The sequence below is a fragment of the Halosimplex litoreum genome, from assembly GCF_016065055.1.
GTDB lineage: Archaea > Halobacteriota > Halobacteria > Halobacteriales > Haloarculaceae > Halosimplex > Halosimplex litoreum.
The window spans coordinates 3,040,462-3,053,814 of the sequence record NZ_CP065856.1 but is presented as its reverse complement, the minus strand read 5'-3'; the positions used below and the strand labels follow the sequence as shown (position 1 = coordinate 3,053,814).

Genomic DNA, 13,353 nt, shown 5'->3' with positions numbered 1-13,353 from the left:
TGACCGGTCAGTCAAAAGCGTTCCGAACTGACTGACCGATTAGTCAACGCGTCCCACGGTCACTCCCGCGCGCCGGGAATCGTCGCGACGGTTGAAATGGTTCGGTCCCGTCGGTTCGAGTGGAGGCAACTCGTGACACACCACCCGGACCACGAGGTCGAACTGTTCAAAGACGAGGGCGCCTACGAGGTGTACGTCGACCTGCCGGGCTACGACCGCGCCGACGTCGACCTGCGCTGGCACGACGGTCGGCTCCACGTCACGGCTGAACACCGGGCCGAAGCGGGCGAGACCCGCGTGTTCAACCGCCACGTCTCGGTCCCGCAGCGGGTCGACCGCGACGACATCTCGGCGACCTACCGCGACGACGTGCTGACGGTACGGCTTCCGGTCACCGACGACGGCGACAGGCCCGGCACGCGGATCGAGGTCGACGGGTAGGTCGCTCGCCGGCGAGCGGCCACCTCGGCGCTCGCCGTCGGGGATCGGACCTTCGACGGTCCGGCGCTCAGACCCAGTCTAGGTCGGGGTCGATCTGGTCGGGCGGCCGCTCGCCCGCCAGCGCCGCCCGGACGTTCGCCGCGACCGTCTCGTGGAGGTCCGCGCGGGCCTCTTCGGAGTACCAGGCGGCGTGCGGTGCCAAAATCGCGTCGTCGCGCTCGAACAGCGGCGACTCCTCGGGCGGCTCCTCGTCGAACACGTCCAGTCCCGCGGCAGAAATCTCGCCCGCTTCGAGCGCGTCGGCTAGCGCGACCTCGTCGACGACGCCGCCGCGGCCGGTGTTGGCGACGACGGCGTGGTCGGCCAGCCGTTCGAACGCGGCGGCGTCGACCATGTCACGAGTCTCGTCGGTCAGCGGCGCGTTCACCGAGAGGAGGTCCGTCCGGTCGAGCAGCTCCGCGAAGTCGACCTTCTCCACCCCGTCGACGGCCATCTCCTCGGCGTCGACGTACGGGTCGTAGGCGACGGGATCGACGCCGAACCCCTCGACCAACTGGCGGATCCGCCGGGCGATGGGGCCGTAGGAGACGAACCCGAGGGTGAGGCCCGAGAGGCGGTGGATCTCGCCGCCGACCCGCCAGTCCCAGCCGCCGGCCTTCACGTCGCGGTCGTAGCGCCCCAGCGAGCGGAGCGAGGCGAGCAACAGCGCTACGGTGTGGGTCGCCACCTCCTCGGTGCAGTACTCGGGAACGTTCGTCACGATCACGTCGTGCTCGGCCGCGGCGGCCACGTCGATCGTGTCGATACCGACCCCTGCCCGCGCGACGATCCGCAGGTCTGCACACGCCTCGAGCACGTCGGCGGTCACCGGCGTCGACACGTCGGTGACCAGCGCGTCGGCGTCGCTCGCGGCCTCGCGAACCGCCTCCTCGGTTCCGGTCTCGGCGACGGTGACGGTCGCGCTCCCGTCCAGTCGCTCGACCAGCAGTTCGGCGTCGATCATCGGGTCGTCACTCGCGACAACGTCCATACCGGAACACGGGACCAGGACGGAATAAAGGGCATCGCCCGTTCCCGCTCGGTGGGGCCGGCCGTGGTCGTCGTCGATCCCGGTAGCACCCGCGCTCGCTTCCGCCTTGAGAGCGTTCAAGTACCGGCCGAGTGAATCCGGGATCATGACACGCGACCCCGCCGACCTCGCCGAGGCGTATCTGCCCCGACTCCGGGAGAACCTCCGCGAGACGGTGATCGACTTCTGGTATCCCCGCGCCGTCGACACCGAACACGGCGGCTTTCTCACCAGCTACGACGCCGAGGGCGAGTTCGCCGGCGACGACCGCAAGATGGTCGTCACCCAGGCCCGGATGCTCTGGTTCTCCGCGCGGCTCTACCGCGCCGGCTACGGCGACGAACTGCTCGACGCCGCCGAGCGTGGGTTCGACTTCCTCGTCTCCGAGATGCGCGACGACGACCACGGCGGCTACTACTGGCAGGTCGAACGCGACGGCGAACTCGTCGAGCCGAACAAGCACATGTACGGCCAGTCGTTCGTCCTCTACGGTCTCGCCGAGTACTATCGCGCCAGCGACGACGAGGCCGCCCGCGAGGCCGCAGTCGACCTGTTCGAGCGCTTCGAAGAGCACGCCTACGACGCCGAACACGGCGGCTACGTCGAGTACTTCGAACCCGACTGGACGCCGGTCACCGACGGGGGCACCTACCTCGACAACATCGAGCCGGACTGGTCACCCAAGGAGGACGTCGACGCCGAACTCGACCCCACGACGAAGCTGATGAACACCCACCTCCACCTGATGGAGGCCTTTACGACCTTCTACGAGGCCACCGGCCACGATCTGGCCGGGAAACGCCTCTCGGAGCTGTTGACGATCAACACCAACACCGTCGTCCGCAAGAAGCTCGGCGCCTGTACCGACAAGTACGCGCCCGACTGGCAGCCGCTGCTGGACGACGAGAACTACCGGATCGTCTCCTACGGCCACGACGTCGAGAACGTCTGGCTGACGATGGACGCCGCCGCCGCGCTGGACCACCCGCTGGGCTACTACCGCGACCTCTACGAGACGCTGTGGGACTACTCGCTCGAATACGGCTACGACGACGACGACGGCGGCTTGTACTTCTACGGTCCCTTCGAGGAGCCCGCCACGAGCCGGATCAAGGCCTGGTGGGTCCAGGCCGAGGCGCTGACCAGCGCCCTGCGGATGTACGAGTTGACCGGCGACGACCGCTACGCCGAAGTGTTCGCCGAGACCTACGACTTCGTCGACGAGTACCACGTCGACCGCGAGGTCGGCGAGTGGCACTCCGGCGTGACCGAGGACCTGGAACCCGTGGGCCGCAAGGGCGCGATGTACAAGGGCGCCTACCACAACGGCCGCGCGCTGATCGAGTGCATCGAGGCGCTGGAGCGACTGCAGTCGTAGCCCGCCCCAATCCGGCGATTCCGATCCGACCGATCGCAAATTCCCGTGGAAACGGCACGAAGAGTGATACGTTCGCGTCGAGACTGTCACTGCGACGATGGTCGTGCCGGCCGCGAGCGGTAGGGAAGGGTATCGGGCCGGAGCGAGCGGCGGCTGGGAGGGAGGCGGATGGTAACCGACGGGGACCTCGCGACGGGGACCCACGTCGTCCTCGGGACGGGGCAGGTCGGGGTGCCGGTCGCGCGGACGCTCCTCGAACGGGGCGCCGACGTGCGGGTAGTCAACCGGTCGGGAACCGCGCCCGACGGGATCGCCGGGGACGTCGACGCCGTCGCTGGCGACGTGTCCGATCCCGAAGTCGCTCGCGAAGTCTGCGAGGGGGCGACAGTCGTGTATTTCTGTCTCAACCCTCCTTACGCGGAGTGGCCGAACCAGTTCCCGCCGCTGCTAGAGGGAGCACTCGACGGCGCGGCGGACGCAGACGCCCGGTTCGTGATGGCCGACAACTGCTACGCGTACGGACCGACAGAGGGGCCGCTCACCGAGGACCTGCCCGCGGCCGCGACGGGGGAGAAGGGCCGGACGCGGGCCGAGATGGCCGACACAGTACTGGACGCCCACGAGTCGGGGCGGGTCCGGGCGACGATCGGGCGCGCCAGCGACTTCTACGGCCCGGGTGTCACCGCCTCGATCGCCGGTGAACGGTTCTGTCCCGAGATCCTCGACGGCGGGACGGTGAACTACCTCGGGGACCCCGACCAGCCACACACCTACACCTACGTCCCCGACTTCGCGCGAGCGCTCGTGACCCTGGGTGCCAGCGAGCGGGCGCTCGGCGAGGTGTGGCACGTCCCGAACGCCGAGACGCTCACCACGCGGGAGTTCGTCGCGCTGGCCGGCGAGGTCGCGGGGACGGACCCGTCGGTCCGGGCCACGCCCGCGTGGCTGGCGCGCCTGCTCGGGCTGGCCGTCTCGGAGGTCGGGGAACTCCGGGAGACCCGCTACCAGCGCGCCGAGCCCTTCGTCGTCAGCCACGAGAAGTTCGCCGACGCCTTCGCGTCGGAGCCGACGCCTCACGCCGAGGCGCTGGACCGAACGCTCTCGTGGTACCGGAGCGAGTACTGAGCGGCGGGTCAGCGCCCGTCTCCAGCGGGTCGACGCCACCCACCGAGCGGCCGAAACGGGAGGCTCATGTGCGAGCGTCCGATAGTATCGCTATCTCCCGACGGGAGTCTACTATGACACGCGAGGGACACGCATGACACGACAGAGGCGCGGGAGCCCGTACGCGCCAGGCGACACCGACGACACCGCGGCGATGCTCGACGCGATCGGCGTCGAGGGTGTCGAAGACCTGTTCGACATCCCCGATTCGGTCCGCTTCGACGGCGAGCTCGGCGTCGAACCGCGCAGCGAGCGCGACGCGCGGCGGCTGGTCGAACGAACGCTGGGACGCAACGACGAGCTAACGGAGTTCATGGGCCGGGGCCACTACGACCACTACGTCCCGGCGCTGGTCGACGACCTGGCGAGCCGCCAGGAGTTTCTCACCTCCTACACGCAGTACCAGCCCGAGGTCGCCCAGGGCTTCCTTCAAGCGCTCTTCGAGTACCAGTCGATGCTCGTGGAACTGACGGGCCTCGGGGTGGCCAACTGCTCGATGTACGACGCCGCGACGGCGCTGGGCGAGGCCGCGACGCTCTCTCAGCGGGTCCGGTCGGTGTCGGGCGAGCGAATCCTGGTGCCCGACCAGTTACGCGAGGGCAAACGCGAAGTGCTCGCGGCCTACGCCGACGGCCCCGACCTCTCGGTCGAGACCTACCCGACCGCCGAGGGGACCGTCGACGTCGACGGGCTGGCCGACGCGCTCGACGACGACGCCGCGATGGTGTACGCCGAGACCCCGACGGTCTGCGGCGCCATCGAGCCCGACCTCGGTGCGGTGGGCGAGCTCGCAGACGACCACGACGCGCTGTTCGTTCTGGGGTCGGACCCGGTCGCGCTCGCGCTGCTTGAGCGGCCCGCGGACGTGGGTGCCGACGTAGTCGTCGGCGAGGCGAGCGCCCTGGGTGCCGGCACCGCCTACGGCATGGGCACCGGACTCTTCGCCACCCGGGCGGAGTACCTCCGGCAGGTCCCCGGCCGGCTCGTGGGGATCGGTTCGGACGCCACGGACCGGCGAGCGTTCACGCTGACGCTACAGACCCGCGAACAGCACATCAGGAAGGAACGAGCGACGAGCAACATCTGCACGAACCAGGCGCTGATGGCGCTGCGGACCGCGGTCCACGTCGCGACGCTGGGTCCCGACGGCCTGGTGGGTCTCGCCGAGGACTGCGTGAGCCTCGCCCGGGACCTGGCCACCCGACTGGACGAAGTATCGGGCCTGCAGGCGCCGGTGAACGACCGCCACCACTTCCGCGAGTTCCAGGCCCACACCGACCAGCCGGCCGCGGCGGTAGCGAGCGACCTCGAATCGGAGGGGTTCGCCGTCCACGTCGTCGGCGAACACCGGATCCAGGTCTGCGTGACCGATGCGAACGAACCGGCGATCGACCGGTTCGTCGACGCGATGGCGGAGGTGGCCTGAGATGAGCGAGGACCGCGACGCCACCGACGACCACGCCCCAGAGGCGGGGACGCGCTACGACCAGGCCCGCTGGACCGACGACGGCCAGTACGAACCGCTGCTGGCCGAGAAGGACTCGACCGAGGTCGCGGTCGGCGACGACGCGCCGCTGCCCGACGACCTGACGCGCGACTCGCTGGAGCTGCCGGATCTGTCCGAGCCCGAGCTCGCTCGCCACTACACGAGACTCTCGGGGATGAACTACGGGGTCGACAGCGGGCCGTTCCCGCTGGGGTCGTGTACGATGAAGTACAACCCCAAGTTCACCGAGCGGGTTGCGGCGCTGCCCGCGGCGGCGGTCCACCCCGACCGCTCGGCGACGAGCGTCCAGGGCACGCTGGAGCTACAGGCCGAACTCCAGGGCTACCTCGGCCGGATCGGCGGGATGGACGCGGTGACGCTCCAGCCGCCCGCGGGCGCCGCGGGGGAGTTCACCGGCATCCGGATCGCCGCCGCCTACCACGAAGCCAACGGCGACGACCGGACGGAGGTCGTCATCCCCGATAGCGCCCACGGGACGAACTTCGCGACGGCGGCGATGGCGGGGTTCGACGTGGTCGAACTCCCCAGCGCCGAGGACGGCCGCGTCGACATCGGGGCCCTGGAGGCCGCCGTGGGCGAGGACACCGCGGCGCTGATGCTCACCAACCCCAACACGCTCGGGCTGTTCGAGCGCGACATCGAGGAGATCGCCGAGATCGTCCACGACGCCGGCGGCCTGCTGTACTACGACGGCGCGAACCTCAACGCCCTGCTCGGCCGGGCCCGACCGGGCGACATGGGCTTCGACGTGATGCACTACAACGTCCACAAGACGTTCGCGACGCCCCACGGCGGCGGCGGTCCCGGCGCCGGCCCCGTCGGCGTCACCGAGGAACTCGCCGCGTTCCTCCCGACACCACACGTCCGCCAGCAAGCGGACGGCAGCGGGTACGAGCGCTACGAGCCCGAGCGGTCGATCGGCAAGGTCCACGGCTTCTCGGGCAACTGGCTCGTGCTCGTGCGCGCGTTCGCCTACATCGCACGGTTGGGCGACGCGGGGCTGGCCGACGCCAGCGCGCGCGCCGTCCTGAACGCCAACTATCTCGCGAGTCGGATCGACTACGAAGTTCCCTACGGGCCGTTCCACCACGAGTTCGTCGCGAGCGCGGGCGAGCAGGACGCGGCCGACGCGGCCAAGCGGATGCTCGATTACGGCGTCCACCCGCCGACGACGAAGTGGCCGGAGATCGTCGACGAGGCGCTGATGACCGAGCCGACCGAGGCCGAGGGGAAGGGGTCGCTGGACGACCTGGCCGCCGCGTTCGACGCGGTCGCCGCCGAGGACGACGCGACGCTCGACGCCGCCCCCGAGCGGACGGCGGCCCGACGGATCGACCAGGTGAGCGCCGCCCGCGAACCGCGCCTCTCCTGGCACGCACTGGAGGAGTGAGTCGCGGTCGCACCCCACGCCTGCGTTCTACGCGGCGCGGCCGGCCGGACGGCTCCGTCGCTCGCGACTCGCGCCTCAGTTTCGATAATCGGGGGGAAGCGGATATATGGGCGGCTTTCGTTGCTTTGGGTCACGAATGGGAGCGACGGTGCTGGCGGTCGGTCCGAATCGCGACTCGCCCTGGGTCGACGACCTCGAAGCCGACGGGTGGGAGGTAGTCCCGACCGCGTCGACGCGGGCGGCCCTGTTGACCATCGGTGGGGAGGACGTGCGCTGTGTCGTCGTCGAACAGGGCGACGGGACCGGGGACGGCGAGACGACGGTCGACCCGCTCGACGCGCTCGCCGGCGTCCGCGAGTTCGGCTACGACCGCCCGGTCCTGCTGACCTCCGAGGAGCCCGACGGCGAGCTGGCCGCCGCGGCGACGCGGCTCGGCGTCACCGAGTACGTCCCGCGGACGACGGTCGACGAGCCGCTGAGCGAGCGCGTCCGGGCGCATCTGGAAGCGGGGCCCGATACGACCGACGACGAGCCGGAGCCCGCGGGGGAGGGCGCCGCCGTCTCCCGAGCGGCCCTCGAAGAGACGGCGGCGGCGCTCGACGCCGTCAACGACGGGCTGTACGTCATCGATCTGGAGGGGAACTTCGCCATCGTCAACGAGTCGCTGGCGGCGATGGTCGGCCGCGACGCCGATGCGCTGATCGGCGAGCACGTCTCGACTATCACGACGGAGGCAGCCGCCGACCGGGCCTTTCCGGCGGTCCGTCGCGTGGTCCGTGGCGAGACGGCGGCCGAGACCGTCGAGACGACGATCGTCCCCGACGACGGCGAGCCGTTCCCGGCGGAAGACCACCTGACGGCCGTCGAAGAGGACGGCGAGGTGGTCGGCGTCGCGGGCGTGCTCCGGGACGTGACCGACAAGCGCGAGCGGACCCGCGAGCTCGAGCGCTACGAGTCGATCATCGAAGCGGTCGACGACGGCGTCTACGCGCTCGACGACGAGGGCTGTTTCGAGGTGGTCAACGACGCGCTGGTCGAGCTGACCGGCTACGAGCGCGAGGAACTGCTCGGCGAACACACCTCGATCGTCAAGGACGAACAGACGGTCCAGCGCGCGGAGAACAAGCTCCGGGACCTCATCCACGGTAACGTCGTCGAGACGACCTTCGACGTGGACCTGTTTCCGAAGTCGGGGGAGCCGATCGACGCCGAGGACCACATGGTGATGCTGTCCGACGAAGAGGGCGAGTTCGCCGGGACCGCGGGCGTCATCCGCGACATCACCGACCGGAAGGAACGCGAGCGCCAGCTTCGCGCGGCCCGCGAGCGATTCGCCGAGCTACTCGACACCTCGCGAGCGTTGCTAGGCGCCCACAGCGTCGAGCAGGTCGGCGAGATCGTCGTCGACGCCGTCGCGCACACGCTGGGGTTCGACATGAACGTCGTCCGACTGTACGACGCCGAGCGCGACCGGCTCGTCCCGCTCGCGGCCTCCGACAGCGACGCGGTCGCGGTCGACGACCGGCCGGACTACGCGGTCGGCGAGGGTGGCCCCGGGCGCGCCTTCGAGTCGGGCGAGATCCGCCACGCACCATCGAACGTCGCGATCGCGCCGTCTGAGATGCCCGGCGACGCCGTCGAGACGCTGTACGTCCCGCTGGGCGACCAGGGGGCCGTGAGCATCGGTGTGACCGAACCGGGCGCCTTCGACGAGCGCGCACGGGAGCTGGCCGAGATCCTCGCGTCGAACGCGGCGGTCGCGCTCGAACGCGTCGCCTACGAGGACGAACTCGTCCGCTACCGGACCGTCCTCGAGAACGTCCAGGACATGGTGTACGTCGCAGACGACGAGGGGCGCTTCTCGCTGGTGACCGAGCCGCTCGCGACCTGGCTCGGCGTCGCGCGCTCGGACCTGGTCGGCCGACCGGTCGCCGCGGTGCTCGCCGACGCCGGCCCGCTCGACGCGGCCGTCGGCGAGGTGAGCGACGGAACCGAGAGCCGCGTGCTGGAGGCGAACTTCGAACGGGTCGACGGCGCGTCGCTCCCGGCGGAGATAGAGGTGTCGCCGCTCCCCGGCGAGGAGACCGCCGGCACCGTCGGCGTGGTCCGCGACCGGACGGAACTGAACGAGACCCGCCAGCGACTGGAGACCCAGCGCGACCGGTTCACATACCTCTTCGACAACCTCCCGGACGCCGTCGTCGAGGCCACCCACACCGACGGCGAGCCCGTCGTGACCGCGGTCAACGACGCCTTCACCGACGTGTTCGGCTACGACGCGGCGACGATCACCGGCGAGTCGCTCAACCAGTTCGTCCTCCCGAACGACGAGTACGAGAGCGGCCGCAACCTCGACCGACAGGCCGCCGAGGGCGAGACCGTCCAGAGCGAGGTCCGCCGGCAGACCGCCGACGGGTACCGCGACTTCCTCTTCCGGGGGATCCCCTACGACACCGGCGACGAGGAGATCAACAGCTTCGGCATCTACACGGACATCACCGACCAGAAAGAGCGCGAGCGGCGACTACAGGTGCTCAACCGCGTCCTCCGGCACAACCTCCGCAACGACCTCAACGTGGTGCTGGGCTACGCGGAGATGATCGCGGGACGGGTCGACGACGAGACGGTCGGCGAGTGGGCCGAGACGCTCATCGACACCGCTTCGGACGTGGCCTCGCTGGGCGACCGCGCTCGCTCGCTCGACCGCACGATGCGCGAGGGGTCGCTCCGCGACCACGAGATCGGCGTCGAGTCCGTGGTCGACGCCGTCGTCTCGGAGTACCGCGGTGACCACGCCGACGCCCGGATCGAGACCGACGTGGACGACGCGCGGGTCGTCGGCGACGGCCGGATCGAGCTCGCGCTGACGGAACTGCTCGAAAACAGCGTCGAGTACGGCGGCGAACGCGTCCGCGTCCGCGTGGAGACCGAGCGCCGGCAGGGGCGCGTCGAACTCCGCGTCGACGACGACGGTCCCGGCATCCCCGACTACGAGCGGACCGTCGTCGACGAGTCGACGGAGATCACCCAGCTCGAACACGGCAGCGGGCTCGGCCTCTGGATCGTCCGCTGGGTCGCCGACTCCTGTGGCGGCCGCCTGCGCTTCGAGGAGAGCGACCTCGGTGGCACCGCCGTCGTCCTCTCGCTGACGCCAGCCGAGACGGAGGCGACCGACGGCTGACCACGGACGCCGCTATCGGACGGTCTCGGTAGGAAAAGCGACCGGTTCGAGTCGGCTACGCCGACGTCTCGCTCGTGTCGACGGTGTGGTCGATGCGGACGAAACCGTAGTCACACTCCCAGCAGTGCCACTTGACCTTCTCGCCGATGTGGACGTTCGTGCTGGCTGCCTGGTAGAACTCCTGCTCGCTCTCACAGACCGGACACTCGTGGGTGAGGACTTCGCTCATACCCCCAGTTCCGAGTCGCGGTAATTTAACGTCCCGATCTCTGGTCGGGGCGGCCCGACCGAGGACGGCCGGCCCGGCTCCCAGCTGGCGGCGGGTCGGTCGCGGGCGGTGATCGCCGACCCGTCGCCCGTTCGGACACGGAGTTAAGACGTTGGCGGCCCGAGCGTCGGTATGAAGATCTACACCGGCCGCGGCGACGAGGGACAGACCGACCTGCGGGACATGTCCCGCGTCTCGAAGGCCAGCCCGCGCATCGAGGCCTACGGGACCGTCGACGAGGTCAACGCGATGGTCGGATCGGTCCGCCCGACCGGCCACGACGACGTGGACGAGCTGTTGCGCGAGGTGCAGAACCACCTCCACGTCACCCAGGCCGACTTCGCCAACCCCGACCCCGACGAGGACGACCCGCGGGTCCGCGAGACCCACGTCGAGGCGATCGAGGACAGCATCGACGAGTTCGACGCGGAACTCGACCCGCTGGAGCACTTCGTCCTCCCCGGCGGCTCCGAGGCCGGCGCGCGACTCCACCGGGCCCGGGCCGTCTGCCGACGCGCCGAGCGCCGCGCCGTCGCGTTCGCCGGGGCCGAAGCGGGCGTCAACGAAACCGGCCTCGTCTACCTCAACCGGCTCTCGGACCTGCTGTTCACACTCGCCCGCGTCGTCAACCACCGCGAGGGCGTCCCGGAGGAGGAGCCGACGTACTGACTCGCCGCCGCCCCCGGTCGAGTGTGCGACCCCGCTCCGTTCACTCGGTCCGCTCGTAGACGAGCTCGCCGTCGCGCTCGCGAGCGGCCGCGCGACCGGCCGCTTCGAGCACGTCGAGGTGGCCGACCGCCTCGCTCATCCCGGGGAACTGCTCGGTGACGGGCAGGTCGCCGAACAGCTCGTTCATGACCGCGACCGGCGTCGTCGGCTCGTCCAGCAGGCCGGCGACGCGCTCGGTACGGTCGTGGTGTTCGCCGAGGATGTCGTCGATCCGCCCGCTGGGGTCGTCGATACGGTCGCGGTGGCCCGGATGGAGGCGGTCGTATCCGTCTTCCCGCAGGTCGGCGAGAGAGTCGTTGTACGCCGGGAGCACTCGCGGGCGGTCGGACTCGGGATCCGGCGGCGGCTGGAGGAACGGGTTGGGCGTGATCTCCACGAGGACGTTGTCGCCGACCAGCGCCTCCCGTCCCGCCGTGCCGTCGAAGGCGAAGAGTACCTCACCGGTGGCGTGACCCACCAGGTCGTCGACCAGCAACTCGGTGCCGTCGACGGTGACCCGGTCGCCCGCGGCGACCTCGCGGTCGACGGTCACGCTGGGCGCGTAGTGGACGAACGCGCCGGGGAGTTCGGTGACGGTGTCGGCCGTCGAGGGCGCCATGCCGCAGCGCTCGAAAAAGTCGCGGAAAAAGGCCTGTTCGGCGTCGAGTCGGCCGGGGAAGTCCGCCATGATCGACGCCGCGTCGGGGTGAGCGACGACCGTCGCGCCGCGCTCGCGGAAGCGTTCGGCGAGGCCGAAGTGGTCCGGATGGGGATGCGTGATGAGCAATCGCTCGACGTCCTCGGGCGCCAGGTCGCGCTGGGCCAGCGCGTCCGTGAGACGTGTCCAGGCCTCGTCGCTGTCGGGACCGGGGTCGACGAGCGTCCGGTCGGTCAGGTAGGCGTTGACCGGCCCGACCTGGAACGGCGTCGGCACCGGGACCTGCTCGAACATGGCCCCCGCTACAGCGTGCGAGCGTAAGGGTGTGGCGGGTGGACGTCTCCGTCCGACCCCGAGGAACGGCCGCACACGGCGATGCCCACCGTCGCGTGCAAGCCTGACAGTATGGGACAGACAGCGGCGCGGGCCGCAGTGGCCCCACGCCGACGTGTTTTAGGTTAGCCTAAACCAATATAAACGTTGCGATGGAGAGGGAGTGACTCTCCGTCGGACTCGTGCGGGCAAATATGGATCGGTACTTCGAACACAGCCGGTACTACCTGGAGCGAGCGGTGCGGACGGCTCGAACGGGCGTTCGCGAAGAGGTAGCGTCGGTGGGGAAGCGGGTGCGATCGCTGGTCGGTCGTGAGCGTGAGCCCGAACCGGGGCGGTTCGAGACCGTTCGGTCGAAGTTTGAGACGGTATCGGCTCGGGTTCGAGACGAAACCGTGGCGGTCGTCGCCGAGACACGTGAGTCGGTCGTCGACTACGGGAGTGGCGAACCCCGTCGCAGTAGCGACCGCGGAAAGCAATTCTTAAGGGCGGGCCTGGTTTACCGTCGAGTGTCCGGGTTGGTGATCTAGTCCGGTTATGATACCTCCTTCACACGGAGGAAGTCGGCGGTTCAACTCCGCCCCAACCCATCCTGCCGCGAACAAACCCGTGAGCGGCAGGTGGGTCTGGCGGAGTTGAACCCCATCAGTCGCGCGCAGCGAAGCGAGCACGTCTGATTCCGGTTCAACTCCGCCCCAACCCATCTTCTGCCGGCACGACTCTACAAGCGACTTCCATGTCGCTCGCCTTCGTCCCGTCTGTCGTTGGTTTCGTAGAGCCGAACCCTGGCGGTCGAGCGCAGCGCGTAGAACGAACGAGTGCGTCTGCGTCCGGTTTCACCGAGCAACGGACCGACTCGCCGGAGAGCGACTGCGAGCAACGTCTCGAGGACGGATTATCGCATCTCGTCGAGCGCGACGACGGTATCGGACATCAGATAGGCGGTGTCGCTGTCCTCGCGCTCGATGCTCAGCGCGTAGAACGAGTCACGGCCACCGTCGACGGTGACGTGGTAGGCGGCAGTCGTCAGGGGATCCAGCGTCGCCGGATCCTCGGTTTCGGAGGAGGTCACACCACTTCTCACCGATGACCACTGATAACCGACTCGATCTCCGCGTTCCGAGCTAGATCGAAGAACATGTTCGAACCGTATCATAGACAGACGTTCGAAACTACGAGCACACCCCTGGAGTCCCGTTACCGACGTTTCGGTTCTACCTCCCGACGTCGTGGTCAGCCGTCCTCAGTGCGACCCA

General features: G+C 69.5%; 12 protein-coding genes and 1 tRNA gene. 9 read left to right on the top strand and 4 right to left on the bottom strand.

Annotated elements, in window-relative coordinates:
• Positions 1-132: 132 nt before the first annotated feature.
• Positions 133-441: an Hsp20/alpha crystallin family protein gene (locus I7X12_RS15120; protein WP_198060885.1), complete on the top strand. Its 309-nt coding sequence runs from the start codon at positions 133-135 to the stop codon at positions 439-441.
• Between the two features lie 67 nt (positions 442-508).
• Here the strand turns inward: I7X12_RS15120 and I7X12_RS15115 are convergent, their stop codons facing one another.
• On the bottom strand, positions 509-1,471 hold the full coding sequence (locus I7X12_RS15115) for a C-terminal binding protein (RefSeq protein WP_198060884.1): 963 nt from the start codon (positions 1,469-1,471) through the stop codon (positions 509-511).
• 145 nt (positions 1,472-1,616) lie between these two features.
• On the opposite strand from I7X12_RS15115, the gene I7X12_RS15110 reads away from it, so the two are divergent.
• From I7X12_RS15110 to I7X12_RS15090, 5 genes are all read left to right on the top strand, one after another.
• Entirely contained in the window at positions 1,617-2,888 is a 1,272-nt protein-coding gene (locus I7X12_RS15110; protein WP_198060883.1) for an AGE family epimerase/isomerase, read from the top strand.
• Positions 2,889-3,056: 168 nt separating this feature from the next.
• Positions 3,057-4,013, top strand: a complete 957-nt coding sequence (locus I7X12_RS15105) for an NAD-dependent epimerase/dehydratase family protein (protein WP_198060882.1) — start codon at positions 3,057-3,059, stop codon at positions 4,011-4,013.
• A 133-nt stretch (positions 4,014-4,146) separates the two neighbouring features.
• Complete coding sequence (gcvPA, locus tag I7X12_RS15100) at positions 4,147-5,478, top strand: aminomethyl-transferring glycine dehydrogenase subunit GcvPA (RefSeq protein ID WP_198060881.1); 1,332 nt, start codon at positions 4,147-4,149, stop codon at positions 5,476-5,478.
• A gap of 1 nt (position 5,479) precedes the next feature.
• Positions 5,480-6,949: an aminomethyl-transferring glycine dehydrogenase subunit GcvPB gene (gcvPB, locus tag I7X12_RS15095; RefSeq protein ID WP_198060880.1), complete on the top strand. Its 1,470-nt coding sequence runs from the start codon at positions 5,480-5,482 to the stop codon at positions 6,947-6,949.
• A 136-nt stretch (positions 6,950-7,085) separates the two neighbouring features.
• Complete coding sequence (locus tag I7X12_RS15090; protein ID WP_198060879.1) at positions 7,086-10,130, top strand: PAS domain S-box protein; 3,045 nt, start codon at positions 7,086-7,088, stop codon at positions 10,128-10,130.
• A gap of 55 nt (positions 10,131-10,185) precedes the next feature.
• Here the strand turns inward: I7X12_RS15090 and I7X12_RS15085 are convergent, their stop codons facing one another.
• A complete protein-coding gene (locus tag I7X12_RS15085) occupies positions 10,186-10,359 on the bottom strand; it encodes a DUF7838 family putative zinc beta-ribbon protein (protein ID WP_198060878.1) in 174 nt (57 codons plus the stop codon).
• A gap of 171 nt (positions 10,360-10,530) precedes the next feature.
• On the opposite strand from I7X12_RS15085, the gene I7X12_RS15080 reads away from it, so the two are divergent.
• Positions 10,531-11,067 (top strand): cob(I)yrinic acid a,c-diamide adenosyltransferase, encoded by a 537-nt coding sequence (locus I7X12_RS15080; protein WP_198060877.1) that lies wholly within the window; start codon positions 10,531-10,533, stop codon positions 11,065-11,067.
• 40 nt (positions 11,068-11,107) lie between these two features.
• Here I7X12_RS15080 and I7X12_RS15075 read toward each other — a convergent pair whose 3' ends face one another.
• A complete protein-coding gene (locus tag I7X12_RS15075) occupies positions 11,108-12,058 on the bottom strand; it encodes an MBL fold metallo-hydrolase (RefSeq protein ID WP_198060876.1) in 951 nt (316 codons plus the stop codon).
• 233 nt (positions 12,059-12,291) lie between these two features.
• On the opposite strand from I7X12_RS15075, the gene I7X12_RS15070 reads away from it, so the two are divergent.
• Both I7X12_RS15070 and I7X12_RS15065 read left to right on the top strand, forming a co-directional pair.
• Positions 12,292-12,627, top strand: coding sequence for a DUF7553 family protein (locus I7X12_RS15070; protein ID WP_198060875.1), 336 nt, complete (start codon positions 12,292-12,294; stop codon positions 12,625-12,627).
• Positions 12,613-12,687, top strand: a tRNA-Val gene (locus tag I7X12_RS15065). The genes I7X12_RS15070 and I7X12_RS15065 overlap by 15 nt, the downstream gene beginning before the upstream one ends.
• Positions 12,688-12,992: 305 nt before the next feature.
• Here the strand turns inward: I7X12_RS15065 and I7X12_RS15060 are convergent.
• Positions 12,993-13,169, bottom strand: a complete 177-nt coding sequence (locus tag I7X12_RS15060) for a hypothetical protein (protein ID WP_198060874.1) — start codon at positions 13,167-13,169, stop codon at positions 12,993-12,995.
• Between the last annotated feature and the right edge of the window lie 184 nt (positions 13,170-13,353).

Bases quoted from the DNA above. Each gene is read 5' to 3' on its own strand.
- I7X12_RS15115 (WP_198060884.1), bottom strand. From the start codon at position 1,471: ATGGACGTTGTCGCGAGTGACGACCCGATGATCGACGCCGAACTGCTG.
- I7X12_RS15085 (WP_198060878.1), bottom strand. From the start codon at position 10,359: ATGAGCGAAGTCCTCACCCACGAGTGTCCGGTCTGTGAGAGCGAGCAG.
- I7X12_RS15105 (WP_198060882.1), top strand. From the start codon at position 3,057: ATGGTAACCGACGGGGACCTCGCGACGGGGACCCACGTCGTCCTCGGG.
- gcvPA (WP_198060881.1), top strand. From the start codon at position 4,147: ATGACACGACAGAGGCGCGGGAGCCCGTACGCGCCAGGCGACACCGAC.
- gcvPB (WP_198060880.1), top strand. From the start codon at position 5,480: ATGAGCGAGGACCGCGACGCCACCGACGACCACGCCCCAGAGGCGGGG.
- I7X12_RS15075 (WP_198060876.1), bottom strand. From the start codon at position 12,058: ATGTTCGAGCAGGTCCCGGTGCCGACGCCGTTCCAGGTCGGGCCGGTC.
- I7X12_RS15080 (WP_198060877.1), top strand. From the start codon at position 10,531: ATGAAGATCTACACCGGCCGCGGCGACGAGGGACAGACCGACCTGCGG.
- I7X12_RS15090 (WP_198060879.1), top strand. From the start codon at position 7,086: ATGGGAGCGACGGTGCTGGCGGTCGGTCCGAATCGCGACTCGCCCTGG.
- I7X12_RS15110 (WP_198060883.1), top strand. From the start codon at position 1,617: ATGACACGCGACCCCGCCGACCTCGCCGAGGCGTATCTGCCCCGACTC.
- I7X12_RS15070 (WP_198060875.1), top strand. From the start codon at position 12,292: ATGGATCGGTACTTCGAACACAGCCGGTACTACCTGGAGCGAGCGGTG.